At 47.2% G+C, this 16,267-nt stretch carries 11 protein-coding genes; 5 read left to right on the top strand and 6 right to left on the bottom strand.

The window, feature by feature from the left end:
* Positions 1–55: 55 nt before the first annotated feature.
* From fabV to ACUALS_RS05530, 3 genes are all read right to left on the bottom strand, one after another.
* Positions 56–1,258: an enoyl-ACP reductase FabV gene (fabV, locus tag ACUALS_RS05540; RefSeq protein WP_454449032.1), complete on the bottom strand. Its 1,203-nt coding sequence runs from the start codon at positions 1,256–1,258 to the stop codon at positions 56–58.
* Positions 1,259–1,460: 202 nt separating this feature from the next.
* Positions 1,461–3,752, bottom strand: coding sequence for an acyl-CoA dehydrogenase (locus ACUALS_RS05535; RefSeq protein ID WP_038138727.1), 2,292 nt, complete (start codon positions 3,750–3,752; stop codon positions 1,461–1,463).
* Positions 3,753–3,822: 70 nt separating this feature from the next.
* The gene (locus ACUALS_RS05530) at positions 3,823–4,449 is read right to left on the bottom strand and encodes a TetR/AcrR family transcriptional regulator (protein WP_454449031.1); all 627 of its coding nucleotides are present in this window, start codon (positions 4,447–4,449) and stop codon (positions 3,823–3,825) included.
* A gap of 408 nt (positions 4,450–4,857) precedes the next feature.
* Here ACUALS_RS05530 and ACUALS_RS05525 point away from each other — a divergent pair, with 408 nt between their 5' ends.
* Positions 4,858–5,772, top strand: coding sequence for a pyridoxal-phosphate dependent enzyme (locus ACUALS_RS05525; RefSeq protein ID WP_454449030.1), 915 nt, complete (start codon positions 4,858–4,860; stop codon positions 5,770–5,772).
* 4 nt (positions 5,773–5,776) lie between these two features.
* Complete coding sequence (locus ACUALS_RS05520; RefSeq protein WP_038189490.1) at positions 5,777–6,082, top strand: DUF1496 domain-containing protein; 306 nt, start codon at positions 5,777–5,779, stop codon at positions 6,080–6,082.
* On the opposite strand, the gene ACUALS_RS05515 is transcribed toward ACUALS_RS05520, so the two are convergent.
* The gene (locus tag ACUALS_RS05515) at positions 6,079–7,815 is read right to left on the bottom strand and encodes a methyl-accepting chemotaxis protein (RefSeq protein ID WP_454449029.1); all 1,737 of its coding nucleotides are present in this window, start codon (positions 7,813–7,815) and stop codon (positions 6,079–6,081) included. The genes ACUALS_RS05520 and ACUALS_RS05515 overlap by 4 nt on opposite strands.
* Positions 7,816–7,888: 73 nt before the next feature.
* On the bottom strand, positions 7,889–11,842 hold the full coding sequence (locus ACUALS_RS05510; protein WP_454449028.1) for a response regulator: 3,954 nt from the start codon (positions 11,840–11,842) through the stop codon (positions 7,889–7,891).
* 105 nt (positions 11,843–11,947) lie between these two features.
* Between ACUALS_RS05510 and ACUALS_RS05505 the strand changes: the two genes are divergently transcribed.
* Positions 11,948–13,042 carry an HD-GYP domain-containing protein gene (locus ACUALS_RS05505; RefSeq protein ID WP_454449027.1) on the top strand — a complete coding sequence of 365 codons (1,095 nt, stop codon included), beginning with the start codon at positions 11,948–11,950 and terminating at the stop codon, positions 13,040–13,042.
* A gap of 52 nt (positions 13,043–13,094) precedes the next feature.
* On the opposite strand, the gene ACUALS_RS05500 is transcribed toward ACUALS_RS05505, so the two are convergent.
* Positions 13,095–14,960 (bottom strand): fructose-specific PTS transporter subunit EIIC, encoded by a 1,866-nt coding sequence (locus tag ACUALS_RS05500; RefSeq protein WP_454449026.1) that lies wholly within the window; start codon positions 14,958–14,960, stop codon positions 13,095–13,097.
* A gap of 201 nt (positions 14,961–15,161) precedes the next feature.
* Between ACUALS_RS05500 and ACUALS_RS05495 the strand changes: the two genes are divergently transcribed.
* Positions 15,162–15,464, top strand: a complete 303-nt coding sequence (locus tag ACUALS_RS05495) for a PTS fructose transporter subunit IIB (protein WP_038214772.1) — start codon at positions 15,162–15,164, stop codon at positions 15,462–15,464.
* A 24-nt stretch (positions 15,465–15,488) separates the two neighbouring features.
* Positions 15,489–16,265: a PTS sugar transporter subunit IIA gene (locus ACUALS_RS05490; protein ID WP_454449025.1), complete on the top strand. Its 777-nt coding sequence runs from the start codon at positions 15,489–15,491 to the stop codon at positions 16,263–16,265.
* The last annotated feature ends 2 nt before the right edge of the window (positions 16,266–16,267 follow it).

Here is a 16,267-nt window from a genome sequence, read left to right as displayed (position 1 = left end):
ACAAAAATCCGGAGTCATACTCCGGATTTTTTACTTCTCGCGCTGCTAATCTAGATTAGATTGCGATGAAATCTGCTTTGTAGTCTGGGTTAACGTCCGCTTCGTAGTCAACGCCTTCCACACCGAAACCAAACAGCTTCAAGAACTCTTCTTTGTACTCAACGTAATCAGTAAGCTCTTTTAGGTTTTCAGAAGTGATTTGTGGCCACAGATCACGACAGTGCTGTTGGATGTCATCACGCAGTTCCCAGTCATCTAGACGTAGGCGGTTTTTCTCATCCACCTCCGCTGCGCTGCCATCTTCTTTGTACAGACGTTGGCTGAACATACGGTAGATTTGCTCCATACAACCTTCATGAACGCCTTCTTCACGCATCTTCTTAAATACCATTGCAATGTACAGTGGCATTACAGGAATTGCAGAACTTGCTTGAGTGACTACAGATTTAAGTACCGCAACGTTTGCTGTGCCGCCAGTTGCTGCTAGTTTCTCGTTAAGAGCTGTTGCTGCGCGGTCTAGGTCCATCTTCGCTTTACCTAGCGCACCATCCCAGTAGATTGGCCAAGTCAGCTCAGTACCGATGTAGCTGTACGCCACAGTCTTACAGCCGTCAGCTAGAACGCCAGCTTCAGACAGTGCGTTGATCCAAAGTTCCCAATCTTCACCGCCCATTACAGTAACAGTGTCTTTGATCTCTTCTTCCGTTGCAGGTTCAACGCTTGCTTCGATGATGACATCTTTGTTGGTATCAACTGCTGTTGAAGTGTAAGTCTCACCGATAGGTTTTAGAGATGAACGAACAAGCTCACCGGTTTCAGGCATTTTACGTACTGGAGACGCCAGTGAGTAAACCACCATATCAATCTGGCCAAGATCTTGTTTGATCAGCTCAATTGTCTTTTCTTTTGCTTCGTTTGAGAACGCGTCGCCGTTAAGGCTTTTCGCGTAAAGGCCCTCTTCACGCGCAAGCTTTTCAAAGGCAACTGAGTTGTAGAAACCCGCTGTGCCTGGCTTTTTCTCTGTGCCTTCTTTTTCGAAGAAAATACCAATGGTTGAAGCACCGCCACCAAATGCCGCAGCGATACGAGAAGATAGACCGTAGCCACTTGAAGCACCAACAACAAGCACACGTTTAGGTGCATTTTTGATTGGGCCTTGCGCTTTAGTGTAAGCAATTTGTTCTTTTACGTTAGCTTCACAGCCTACAGGATGCGTAGTAGTACAGATAAATCCGCGAATTCTAGGTTTGATGATCATATTCAACTTCCTTAACAAAACCCCGCTAGGATAAAAGGTTCAACATAAAATCGCACCTAATTTCTGTAAAAATGTCGCTAAAATGCAAGTGGTTGGAGCACTTTCAAACACTTCTGCTAGATTCCACGCAAAACAAAGGCACCTCATTGAGATGCCTTATTGGTGTGCTGGTTAAGCACAGTTTTGACCAAAAATCGCGATATTACGCTGCGCTATCTAGCTTCGCTTTACGCTTTTTTTGCTCACCATGCGTGCGAACTTCGCTGAAATCATGGCTAAAGTGGTCAACTTGAATCGCTTTGTAGCGCAGTTTGTCTGCTTCGACAATTTGATCCACTTCCTCTTGCGTCAGGACATTCGCTTCCAAAGCTTGTGCCAAACGGTCTTTCAATAACCCTTTACGCGCGACTTTGCCCTCTTTGGCAGCTCGCATCAGTTTACGCTCCAAGCTCTTCACGCCATACATAGCCAAGAAAGCATTTTCCATTAAGCCTACGCTGTCGTTTTCATCCGCGCCGATGTAGCAAAGATGAGTCAGACGGTCGCGATGCGCGCCCGGAGTCATTAAGCTTTCCGCCAATTTGACGGTTAGGGTATCACTTGGTTTCTGATAGTGATTACCAAGTGGGAATACCAACACTTTCAATAGACGACCGACCGCTTTCTGTGGGTAGTTAGTAAACGCTTCTTGAAGTGACTGAGCGGCATGGAACAAACAGTGCTGCACTGCGTAGTGAACATAGTCTAAATCTTGTTGCTGACGTCCTTCGTCTTCATACTTCTTCAGTGCCGCTGATGCCATGTACAGGTAAGCAAGCACATCACCTAAACGTGCAGAGATCATCTCTTTACGTTTCAGATCGCCACCCAAAGTTGCCATCGCGATATCTGCACTCACCGCTAAAGCACGGCTTAGGCGAGTCATCTCTTTGTAGTACGTCTGAGTTGGACCGCTCATGCTGGCTTTGATAAAGCGTGAACCCGTCAATGCTGCACCAAATGCACCGAAGGTGTTCTTCATTGCGTGACCGATGTGCTTGAACAGCAGATCATCAAACTCTTTCGCGCCTTGCTTCTCATCTGGATTTGCCGCCGCTTCCATCTCCTTAAGGACGTATGGATGACAGCGTGTCGCGCCCTGGCCAAAGATCATCAGGTTACGGGTCAGAATGTTTGCCCCTTCGACCGTGATAGCAACTGGGATACCGAGGTAAGGCGCTGCCAAGTAGTTCATTGGCCCATCTTGAATAGCACGACCAGAGTGGATATCCATCGAGTCATTAAGGATCGTTCTCGCCATTTCGGTCATGTGGTATTTGGCAATTGCAGTGACAATGCCTGGTTTTTCTTTCAGGTCGAGCGACGTTGTCGTTAATGTGCGGCTCGCTTCAAGCAGATACGTTAATCCACCGATGCGACCAAGCGATTCAGCCACACCTTCAAATTTACCAATCGACATACCGAACTGTTTGCGAACATAAGCATAAGCACCCGTTGTACGTGCTGTTAAGTGGCCCATTGCCGTACCTAGCGCCGGCAATGAAATACCACGACCTGCTGAAAGACACTCCACCAGCATACGCCAACCTTTGCCTGCGTATTCTTGGCCACCGATTAACCATTCCATAGGGATAAACACATCGTTACCGCGTGTTGGACCATTCATGAACGCAAGACCTAGTGGGTCATGGCGCTCACCGATTTCCACGCCGGTATGGTCTGCTGGAATCAACGCACAAGTAATGCCGAGCTCTTTTTTCTCGCCCATCAAACCGTCAGGGTCGTACATTTTAAATGCAAGACCAAGAACCGTCGCAACCGGTGCTAGCGTGATGTAACGCTTGTTCCAGTTCAAACGAATACCAAGGACTTCTTCGCCTTCATGTTCGCCGTAACACACAATGCCTTCGTCTGGGATACCGCCTGCATCTGAGCCTGCTTCCGGCCCCGTCAAGGCAAAACAAGGAATGTCAGTCCCGTCTGCTAAACGCGGTAGCCAGTAGTCTTTCTGCTCTTGGGTACCATAGTGAGAGAGAAGTTCACCTGGGCCGAGCGAGTTCGGTACCATCACTGAAACCGCGGTACTGATACTGCGTGTTGCTATACGCGATACGATGGTCGAGTTCGCCAATGATGAGAATTCACGCCCGCCGTATTCTTTGGAAATGATCAGTGAAAAGAAACGTTCTTTACGTAGGTATTCCCATACCTCTGGCGGTAAGTCGCGATCTTCTTTCACGATTTTATGGTCATCCAACATTGCCAGCAGTGTTTCCAGTTCATTGTCCATGAACGACTGCTCTTCTGCGGTCAACGTTGGTGTTGGGTACTGGTGCAGTTTGGTGAAATCAGGACGACCAGAGAACAACTCTCCATCCCACCAAACGCTACCCGCTTCCATTGCTTCCTTTTCGGTGCTGGATAGTGGTGGTAGCACTTTCTTAAACATTTTGAAAGCTGGGTCACTGATCCATTTTTGTCTTAGAGAGCTCATAATCCGATCCTTTTGTTCACTGTAGGTGTTCCAATATTTTTCTTATATGTATTCGTAGAGTTTTAGTGCGTTATTCCGCAGCGACGCCTGCTGCTAAAAATGGAATAAGTTGGTCGACAACCGATTTTGCATCCATCGATTTGCCATAATCATTTTCTGCGATTTCAAGCAGAGCTTGGCTCGAAGCCATAGTGAAAACGCAAGTTCCGAGCGTAAAATGCAGCCGCCAAAACAAATCTTCTTGAGTCAATTTAGGGTTGGCTTTCATCACTGAATCCGTAAATAGAGACAAGGTGTCTTGATAACGGGTGGTTATAAACCAGCGTAAGTGACCTTGAACATCGGTGTACCCGCGGCCAATCAACAACATAAAACGGCTTGTCCCATTCGGTCTGACATCATTTAAGTTGCGCAGCGGTGCTCTGAGCGACTCAAACACATCCGACATTTCATAGCGATCGTTCAAGTTCAGCGTAATCAGCGCATCCTGCACCGCTGGCATAAACGCTTCTAGGTATCGATTAAGTACCGCTCGAACTAAAGTTTTCTTATCTCCGAAATGGTAGTTCACCGAAGCAAGGTTAACCCCTGCTTTACTGGTTATCGTACGTAGAGAAGTATCATTAAACCCGTGCTCTGCAAAAAGCGCTTCGGCGACATCAAGGATTTTTTCTTTGGTACTGTTTCTGCCTGCCATTTCAATCACTCGTATTAAACAACTGTTTGAAATATACACCTGACACAAATAATCAACAAGCTGTTAACATCACATTTTTGCGCATTGGTCCGACCAGAGTGTTTTTCAAGCAACTAAACCGCTGAAAGAAAAAAATTAAAATTTTTCCGTTTTTTATTGAACTGTTTTGAATTACGCCAGTCTGATTAATTGTAGTTAGCAGAGCATTTCCTAAGTTGACAGGCCGTCGAACTTGTTTTCTTACTGAAGCTACTAATTTACGCTGCTTTTTCTTATTAACTCCTATGTTTGTATCCGCCCAGAGCACTGTTGCTCTGGGCTTTTTTTATCTTCATGATTAGGATCATTTGGTCCACTAGCCCGATTTAGCTAAAATAGCGGGCCGCTTACCCTCGACGGCTTCGATTTATGAAATTAGCTGACACCCCGATAACCCAACACCAATTTGACGATATCGAGTTTTATCTAAAGCGAGATGACCAACTGCACAGCCACTTTTCAGGAAACAAAGCGCGAAAGTTTATGGCGCTACTTGAACAACCGCATGAACAGATAAAGACACTCATCAGCTATGGAAGCGCACAGTCGAATGCGATGTACTCCTTGTCGGCGCTTTGCGCAATCAAAGGGTGGCAGTTTGAATTCTACGTCGACCATATACCGCAATGGCTCGCCGAGCACCCGCGCGGAAACTATCGCGCAGCACTTGAACTTGGTGCAAATATTCATGTTACTGGCCAGTCTGAACTTCATCCTGAAACATACATTAAGCAGGTTCGTCAACCAGATGAGCATTGCCTTATCGTCCCAGAAGGTGGGCGTTTCGCACAGGCTGAACATGGCATCTCTCAGTTAGCACGAGAGATCCTTTCTTGGACTCGGTTTGAAGCCGGACAAAAGTTCGTTGTAGCACTTCCCTCCGGAACGGGCACCACTGCACTCTACCTTCACAAGCATTTGGCAGCTCATGGAATAGAAGTGATTACTTGCCCTTGCGTCGGCGGTAAGGAATATCTTAAGCAGCAATTTGTGGATCTTGGTGAAACCAGTTTTCCGACCATTTTGGAGCTTCCGTTTAAGCACCACTTTGGTAAGTTGTACCAACGAGACTATGAAATCTGGCATGAATTAAAACAGCAAACCCACATCGAGTTTGACCTGCTATACGATCCGATGATGTGGCAATGTCTACACTATTGGTATCCAGAGAATCTCGACAAGAAACTGATTTACGTTCATCAAGGTGGGCTACTTGGAAATGAAAGTATGCTGCCGCGATACGAGCGAAAATACGGAGTCTTCTCACAACATGAGGAGTGGTAAGGCCATGAAATCAAAAATTTGCATGCTCAGTCTCCTGCTGTGTGTCGCGAGTGGTGCACAAGCAGAAAAAGTGGTGGGGCTACCGAGCCAGTCCGATGCGACCAAAGCGGTTATTGGCATCGGAGTTGATGCCAACCAAGTAGGTAAACGGGTCTGCTACTATCAAGATCAGGCCTACTCACTTGGCGCTATTTTGCAAGTTGGTGAGCATTATCTAATCTGCCAAGCAGCCAATAAGTTCGAAACCAATGGCAGTTTACTGTGGGAGCCTTACACCCCACAGCAAACTAAACCAGCCAATAAACGCTAAGTACGAATATGGTGAATCGCACCATTTAGATCGTCGACATTGCGTTTCAGATCGAGAACAATCGGTTCCAGCTGATTGATGGCCTCGTTCATATCCGATGACAAGTTCTTGATATTAGATAGGTTACCTGAGATCTCATCACTGACCGTCAATTGTTCTTCAGTCGCTGCGGCGATTGACGTATTCAGTTTATGAATTTCAATTGCAGAGCCTTGGATGGTGCCAAGTGCATCATTCGCGACGCCCATATTTTCTCGCGTTGACTGCATTTTTTCCGAGCTGCTTTGAATCGTCACCGTCGACTGCTTCGCTTTTTCTTGCAGCGTTTGAATAATGCCTTCAATCTCACCCGTTGAATCTTGGGTTCTTTGCGCTAAGGAACGAACTTCATCAGCAACCACGGCGAACCCTCGGCCTTGTTCACCCGCACGGGCTGCCTCGATCGCCGCATTCAGTGCCAACAAATTCGTTTGTTCGGCAATGGCTTTAATCACATCCAACACGTTACCAACATTGTTCGATTCTTCAGCCAATTGTTGAATGATCTCTGCGGTGTTGAGGAACTCGCCCTCAAGCTGTCCAAACTCTGAGGTGGTTTTATCAAACACTTGCTTACTGGTGGAGGCTTCTTTTTCTGCGCTGCCCGCATACTCTTCCGCCATATTGGTGCTTTGGGCAACATTCGAAAGCGCCGCTGTCATCTCTTCCATTGCTGTGGCGGCCATCTCCATCTCTTGGTTCTGCTGATTCGCCATAGTGATATTGCGCTGAGTAATGCCTTGGATCGCTTCAGAAATCTGAGAAATCGTCGAATTCACTTGGTTGATCTTAGTGATGGTCGTGGCGTAACTAACGAGTACTTTATTGATGGTCGTGCCAATCACGCCGAGTTCATTTTGGCTTCCATCTTCAACCCGCAAGGTAAGATCGGAATCCACATCAACTTGCTTGAGGACTTTCGCCATCTCATCAATCGGTTTTACTACTTTGCGATTAACAATGACGTATCCCACAATCGCAATAACAAACACTGCAATCAAAGAGATGTTACCGATCAACACCGTTGTTCTGACATCTTGAGCCGCGCTGTTGAACTGAGAAGAGGTCCGCGCTTCTAGAGCGGTAAAAAACTCATCAATCGGCGCCATGATTTTAGCTTTCTCTTGATGGTATTGCTTACTATGGAGTAACTGCGCTGCCATCGCCAAATCGGGCTCGCCCCGCTTGGTGTAGTTACCACTGGCGTCAGGATAGAGCCCTTTTACCGCATTCATCGCTTTGACTTCCATGTTCACCAAAGCATCAGAGTTACCTTGCGCTTCTTTCAGCAACCGAAACTCTTTGTCAGTGAAACCGAGTTCTTCCATAATGGCTTGAAGCGAGACTCGCTTGCCATCTGGCTTGGGCTTTTCACCGTAATTTAGAACCAAATCCCAGTAGATGGTGTGATAGTTTTGTGGTCTTGGCTTATCCCCATTTCGAATCGCGAGGATGTCCATGTACATTTTTTCGTAGGTCTCATCGCCTGTCAGTACGTAGGTCCTACCCAGACGTGTTAAGTCATCCGAACTCTGTCTGAGCTCATCCGCCGCTTGATACGATTGATACCGCACCTTAGCCATTGTATCCACTTGCTGCAGTAGACCATTGAGCTGTAACACCGTAACCACACTAATGATGATACCGAGGCCTATTACAACAAACACCAATTTCATAGTGTTGTTAATATTCATATCGTTTCCCCTATCCTTAAAGAAAACCGCCTAACGTTGTCTATTTATCTTGGAGCTACTCGGTGTGCCTACTTCATTCTGGCTGTGGTAGCTTATCTAGTAATTGTTTTGCTTGCTCAAACTCAAAGTTCTCTATGAGTTCGATAAGTTGTTGTTTCTCTTTGTCATTCCATAAATCACAATGTTTAGCCTGATTGATAATATCCAATGCTGTCACATCATAATTCTCAACTTTATCCACCAAGCTCAGGTACATTGCTTTCATCTCATCACATGATGGTTGATCAGACGCGGTGTGTTTACCGCGCCACGCTTGCATTTGCCCTCTGAGCATAAGAACCATCTGCTGAGCTTGATCCACCAGTTCAATGGCACTGCCATCACTCGCTTTCACTCGTTTTTCAATTCTTATCGCTAAGTCGGTCAAATCATGGATCCCTAAGTTTGCTGAGGCTCCCTTCAGGGTATGCGCCATTCTTTCAGCGCCTTCCCAATCTTCTTTGGCGATGATCGCTCGCAGCGAGTGCGTATCTATTTTTTGAGCGTCTAAAAAGCGTTCCAATATGGAGAAATACGAATCGGCGTTACCACCCGTGTCGAAGATTGCTTGGGCAACATCAACCCCTGTGAGCTCTGGGTAGGATTCAGTCGAAGACTCTTTGTCTTGAGGTGGAGATACGCTTGGCGGCTGATCGCCTTCAAGCGGTAAATATTGCTGTAACGTTTGGTAAAGGTTGGCGACATTGATCGGCTTAGCTATGTGGCCATTCATCCCGGCGTTAATGCAGCGTTCGACATCACTTTGCATGGCATTGGCCGTCATGGCGACAATCGGCAGTTCTTGCCATTCGTCTTTTTTTCGAATTTCTTGACACGCTGTAATGCCATCCATCACCGGCATTTGCATATCCATCAGCACTAAACTGACCTTATGATGACCAAGCATTTTTATCGCTTCTTGGCCGTGATTGGCTACCAAAACGTCTAGGTTTGTATCGCTCAATAGTCCGAGCGCCACTTCTTGATTCACTTCGTTATCTTCGACGAGCAACACGGTCTGCTTCTCGAAACGAGGTCGAACATTATCAGAAGGGGTGACCTTGCTGGTGACGTGTTCAATGCCAAAGCTGTCCATTACAGCGTCAAGCAAATTGGATGGATTGACCGGCTTAACGATAAGCGCATCGATAAGTTTGCTGCTCTGCTCGGTCAATGAAAGCTCGCGCCCATATGCGGTAACCAGGAAGACTTTACAATCCGGCAGGAGGCGCTCATCGTGAGCCTTTTGCAGCAGCTCTAGGCCATTCATACCCGGCATAGTCCAATCAACAAACAGCATGTCATAAGTGCACACCTTAAGTTCATCGAGTGCTTCGTAGGCATTGCTGACCGCCTTGGCATCAAAGTGCATGGCGGTGAGCAACGTTCGCAAAATACTGCGTGCAGAATCATTGTCATCAACGATTAGCGCACATTTACCCGCGAGTGCACTTACTGGCTCAGAAAGGTCACGCATTTTGGCTTCTTGCAAACCACACTCGATGGTAAAACTGAATACCGACCCAGTACCTTCTGAACTCGACACCACAAGCTCGCCACCCATGAGTTCGACAAGCTGTTTACTGATGCTCAGCCCAAGCCCCGTTCCACCAAATTGACGCGTGATGCTGCTGTCAGCTTGAGAAAATGCTCTAAATAGATGCTCAATTTTCTCTTTCGCGATGCCAATTCCGGTATCTTTCACTGAGAATCGGATCGTTGCTCGATTCTCATCCAATTGCTCGACCAAAGCAGAGACAACGATTTCGCCTTTTTCGGTAAACTTCACCGCATTACTGCACAAGTTAACCAATACCTGACCTAAGCGAAGTGGATCCCCGACCAAGCCGATCGGGACTTTAGGGTCAATATCGAGCAAGAACTCGACCCCTTTCTCATGGGCTTTGTAGGAAACGACATTAACAAGGTTGTCAAACACCTCATCAAGACTGAAGTCGATTGACTCGACGGTGAGCTTACCGGCTTCGATTTTAGAAAAGTCGAGAATGTCGTTGATAATACCGAGCAAATTTTTGGCCGATTCATTAATCCGCGTGAGGTACTTTTTCTGCGAAGGATCAAGTTCTGTATTGAGTGCTAAATGCGCCATGCCAAGGATAGCGTTCATTGGCGTTCGTATCTCGTGACTCATATTGGCCAAGAAATCCCCTTTCGCTTGGCTCATGGCATCGGCCAGTTCTTTTGCTTCTCGCAACTCATTTTCAAACTGCTTGCGTTCTGTCAGGTCGAGTAGAATGCCGACAATGCCCGAAATCTCGCCATCCCCATTGCTGAAAGACGCTTCATACACCAGCATTTCGCGGTTTTGACTACTGCCATCACAAAGAGAGAGCTCGTAGTTTCGACTGCCTTTTGTTTGGCGAAGCTCTTGGTGAACGGTCGTAAACACCTGACCAGTACTGGCATTAAACACATCATTGGGCGTTCGGCCAACGATCTCTTGCATTGTCAAACCAAACATTTCACAAAATTTCGCATTTACCGTGAGATATTTGCCGTGAGGCGATAAGCAATACATTGGGTTTGGTGTCGCATTCAAAATCTCTTGATTGAGCTGGGACTGCTCAAGCACTTTTTTCTCTGCTTTTCTTTGCAACTCCACGTTCTGGCTCAATTGAATGCTGACAGACAAATCGTCGAGCATTTGAATCAGCCATTGGTATTGCTGCGCGGTTAAAACATCAACTGTGCCAAGTTCAAGAAGCGCCACTGGCTTAGCATTGACGCAAAGTGGGAAGTAGTAAATCTCATTTAACTCCAACGACGCGCCATTCACCTGCATAGCGTATTTGCCTTTCAGAGACTTCATGCTATACGGCTCCCCTGACAACAAAACACTCATTTCAGTTGCAGAATCATCTCGAATAACATTGGTACTTCCTTCACCAAAACCGACGCCCGCAATGCGCTTTAACTCGTCATCTTGGTGGATATAGACCCCAATCTGCTGAACAGGAAATTGGTGGAGGAGGAACTGAGTCACCTCTCGTGCTAGGGCTTGCGTCGATTGACTGGTACGCAAAACAATATTGAAATCTTTGACCAAGGTATTGTGGCTCAATTGCTCGGATATGTGATGGAACACCACATTCAAGCTATCGATAAATTTTTGCAGTTCCGCATAGGCAGTTTGGGTAATCGTAAACGCGTAGTCTTTCCGTTTCACTTGACCAACAACGGTGCGCAGCAATTGACTTAACGGGCTAATGTAGAGTCGCCAAAGCAATAAAAACGAGACTGCAATGGAGAGCAAGAGGATGCCCAATATGGCGCGCTTGATCGCTTCATACTTATCGGCAAGAAGGTTTGCCTCAGCGATTTGTCCTTCAATACGGTCTAGAATCGACTGATTTGCCGAGGCGATGGCTTTCATGATTCTTTCTTTCTCGGCGAAGTACTCGTTACCATAAAGCAGTGATTGCGCTTTTTCGAGATCGGGCTCCCCCATGTAAACCAATTTTCCATCGTCAACTTGCTGATACCCCTTAATAGCCAGAAATGCTTCACGTTCGAGCTGAACTAAAGAATCTGACAACGCCAGCGCATTTTTGAGCTCAAAAAACTCGACTGCACTGATCCCTGAGTCTCTGATTCGATCTAACAGCGGTTTACTGCTACCTAGGGTCAAGATGGTTAAATCGAGATCCGCATTGGCAACCACATCCCAGTACTCATATTCGTTACCCTCAGGTATGGGAGCTTGGCCAGTCCGTACGCTTAAAACTCGATTAAATAAGGTTTCCCAGTGCTCATCACCGGTCACGCTGTATGCCCGCGCAAATTTGGTCAAATTGTCAGAGCTTTGCTTGAGCTCATGCGAAAGTCGATAAAACAAGTGAAGTTGCTTCTGGTGATTGCGACTATCAACATGCAAATCGGACAGCTTCACCGATACGGCAAACATGGCAACAGAGCATAGGCCCATCGCCAAAAACAGTGCAGTAAATAAAATTCGGATTGATGGCATCGATATCTTCTAATACTAATGAGTTAAGGTGATTTTCAGCACTACTTGACTATAGTTTAGTAAGTACTTAACAAGATGCTTAAAAACTTTGCATGAGATCACGAGATGCCGATTGAAAAATTAGATGATTGCACCGTCTTATTGGTGGATGATTCACCGGACAACTTAGCGTTTATGGCGCAAGGATTAGCAGGTCGCTACCAGATTAAGGCTGCCAAATCGGGCCAAATGGCACTGCATGTTCTTGAACAGTTCGATGTTGATCTGATCTTGCTCGACGTGGTGATGCCCGAAATGTCCGGCTATGACGTCATTCGCTTTGTCACGAGCAACCCCAAAACACGCCATATCCCAGTGGTCTTCTTAACCGGGAAAGATTCGCAAGAGGACGAAAAGCTGGGATTCGAGTTAGGCGCGGCAGACTACATCCACAAACCTGTCAGTATTCCGCTTCTTCGCTCTCGGGTCAGGACCCATTTGCAGAACAAACGATCGAAAGATTTTTTGCGCGATCAAAACGGCTATCTAGAAACGGAAGTGCTCAAACGTTCGAGTGAACTGGATCGAATGCAGGACGCGGTAGTGTTTGCACTTGCTAGCCTCGCGGAAACTCGCGATCCAGAAACCGGCAACCACATATTGCGGACTCAACATTACGTGAAGCTGCTTGCCGAATACTTGGCAGAAAATGAAAAGTACCGCGAGTTACTCACCCCGAAAAAGATCGATACTTACTTCAAAGCTGCCCCACTGCACGATATTGGAAAAGTCGGCATCATCGATTCGATCTTACTTAAACCTGGAAAGCTGACCAAAGAGGAGTTTGAGATCATGAAATCCCACACTACCTTGGGATTGCAGGCGCTTGAACGTGCGGAACAACTCTCAGGGGCGCATAACGATCTGATCAGCGCCGCAAAAGAGATCGCATACGGGCATCATGAAAAATGGGACGGTTCTGGCTACCCAAATGGCTATGCAGGTGATGATATTCCGCTCAGTGCTCGTTTAATGGCGGTGGCAGACGTGTATGACGCGCTTATCTGTAAAAGGGTTTATAAAGACGCAATGACTCACGAAGAGGCAAAAAACATCATATTGGAAGGCAATGGCCAGCATTTCGATCCGCTAGTGATTGAAGCGTTTCTCGCGCAGGAAGACCTCTTTATTAAAATCGCCAGTGAGTTCTCTGATGATTAAGTAAGATAACTACTCAGCGATTAAGCCAATGCAAGCACGCCAACACATCACACTATTTGCGACTGTAAAGCACTGCGCGTGGGTTCAATATCGCATCTCGGGTGGGTACATCAATGACCGTTAACCCTTTGAAGCGTTCAGGCTCTTTAATCGCCACATCGTGGGCAAATATCACAAGCCTGGCATGTTGAATGTCCTTGTCGGTCAATCGGTTGTTTATCCCGTTCGCACCTTGGGTCTCGACTTTGATTTTCACGCCCATGGTGTAGGCGGCTTTCTCTAGCGATTTTGCTGCTAAAAAGGTGTGTGCTACTCCAGAAGGGCAAGATGTGACAGCAAGAATTTCTGCCTCACCCTCACCTTCCATCGCATGGTAAGCCCGTGCAAGTGCCGCCTCTTGTTCTTCATCAAGGACGTTTTTCTTTAGGAGAATCACCGTTAATGCGGTGGTCAGTGCTCCTGCGAGCGTTCCAATGATGTAGCCAATTTTGCCATCGACGACCGGAAGAACAATCCAGCCTCCCCACGGAGCATGGTTAATTACATGAAACATAAAACCGACAACGTTACCGACAATGCCACCAAGCACAATAGCCGGTAATACTCGGGCAGGATCGGCCGCAGCAAACGGGATCGCACCTTCACTGATGCCAATCATGCCCATAATGCCTGCCGCTTTGCCCGCTTCACGCTCGTCCCGTTTAAACTTTTTCGGCGATAAAAAGGTTGCCAATGCTAAACCCAGGGGTGGTGTACAGATGGCTATCCCGACACCGCCCATCAGCCACGGTTGAGTGTTGACCTGAGTTTGAGCAAATAAGGTCGCCACTTTATTAATTGGCCCACCCATATCAAACGCCGTCATGGCGCCCAATACCGTACCAAGCATCACTTTACTCGCTCCCGCCATACCAGTAAGCCACTCATTAAGCCCCGCCATGGCTGCGGAAATTGGTGCGCCAATTAGCCACATCACTAAACCACAGGTCGCAAACGTACCAACCAGTGGATAGATAAAAATCGAACCTAGCGACGTCATGCTATCTGGCAATGGGATCTTCTTTAGCATCCGCACGACAATGCCCGCGAAAAATCCCACCACAATCGCGCCTAAAAAGCCGGTATGGTATTGCTCTATTGCTACCCAAGAACCAATCATGCCCGGAGCTAATCCAGGCTTGTCGGCAATGGAGTAAGCGATGTAGCCACCGAGCACTGCGGTAAACAGAGTCAAACCGGCAATGCCCATTTTGGCGATATCCGCGAGTACTCCTGTCTCTGGAACGGCGCCATGGCCGGAGATCATTACGGAGAGAGAAAGCAGGACGCCTCCCGCGACAATGAACGGAATCATGTGAGAAGTGCCAAACAACAGATGCTCTTTGGCCCTTGCGAGATGGAGTTTCCAAGGGCTTAGTGGTGTTGGGTGAGGTATAGACGGCTCATCCCAAAATTCATGCGAGGGTTGTTGAATATCGGTGAGCAGAGCGCGTGCCTCTTCGATATTTTGCGCCGCTTTCAGTTGGCCAATAAACTCTTCTTCGATGAGCTTGGTTGAGAGCTGGGCAAGCACTTCTATGTGATGATGATCGCCGCCATCCGGTGAAGCCAACATAAAAAACACATCGGACAGTTCCCCATCTTCAGCACCATAATCGATACCTGTTCGACTGATACCTACAGCGATCGAAGGTTTTGTGACCGCATCACTTTTTGCATGAGGGATCGCAACACCATCTTCAAAGCCGGTATTCCCAATCTGTTCGCGTTGCCAGATATCGTCGAGAAATTGCGTCTTATCCGCGAGCTTTCCTGCCGCATCAAGAATATCGACCAACTCTTTGAGCACTCCCTCTTTGGTGGTTGCCTTTAGATCCAAACAGATTGTGTCTGGCTCAATGAGAGTCGTAATGTCCATTTTCTCTGCCTTGAATGATTCGCGCTCGAACATAGATTAACCACCGACCATGGTGTTAGATATAGGACGAAAACACCATTAACTGGATTATTGTAACATCCAAGACAAACTGTGAAGCGCGTCTTTCAAATCCTGATGCCAAATCACTGATTCCCCCGTATGCTGTGCTAATGTCTGCAACGTTATAAACTGAGAAACGTCGTGAAAATAGTCGCTGTCACCGCCTGTCCAACAGGCATTGCACATACCTATATGGCAGCAGATGCACTCATCAAAGCTGCCCCTAAATATCAGGTCCAAATCAAAGTCGAAACCCAAGGCGCAATGGGGATTGAAAATCAACTGACACCACAAGACATAACCCAAGCCGATAGAGTACTTATCGTCTCTGATATTGAAATTGACCAAGCAGCTCGCTTTGAAGGTTGCAACGCGATTAGAGTGTCAATTGAGGATGTACTGGTTAATGTCGACAAAGTGTTTCTCTTGCACTGTCGCTCTTAACCTCAAACAAAACAACAGGTACCTATGAACGAATACCAGATGACCTTCTTAGTCGAAAACTCAGACGCCAACGCCCTCGCAGCACAGCCGCTTCGGGTGCTAGCCAAAAAGTTCAAAAGTACCCTTCAAATCATCAACATCACCCGAGATCGTCGCGCCGACCTTACCAAAGCGGTCGCCATGTTACAGGTCGGATTGGTAGAGGGTGACCTGTGCCAGATTACCGCAATGGGTATGGATGCTGAGCTCGCCTGCTTTGTCCTCAAAGATGTGATTGCGGAGCACTACACGCTTATTGGTTCGAAGATTAACTATGAGTTTTCTAGCGAACTTGCGACGCGATTGCCGCAGCTCTGCCCTGCCAGTGAAACCAAATGGCACTATGCGAAAGCGCATACTGAGTTAACCAAGTTTGAGTGCTTAAAAGGGCTCGCCCAGCTAATCCACCCTGGCCATCCAGACGAACTGCTCCTCGCCTTTATTAAACGAGAAGAGCGCTCATCAACCTGTGTCACGCCGGGAATTGCGCTGCCTCATGTCATGTTTGACGATATCGATCATATCGCTATTGCTGTCATTGCCAGTGACACCCCGATTGATTGGGCATCGCAAATGGGCAATGTGCATCTTGCGATAGCACTGGTGATGCCTGCCAAACCAACGAGAGAGCAGATCATTGCCGCAACCAATCTGACTCGCAACCTTCTTTGTGACCAACTTTCTCAACGTCTAAGGCTGACACGTAGCAGCGTCGATCTTCAAGCGCTGCTGATGTACTCCATGTCGCAACTGTTGTCCTGAAC

The sequence above is a fragment of the Vibrio sp. NH-7 genome (assembly GCF_053643215.1).
This window is presented reverse-complemented; position numbering and strand designations above follow the sequence as displayed.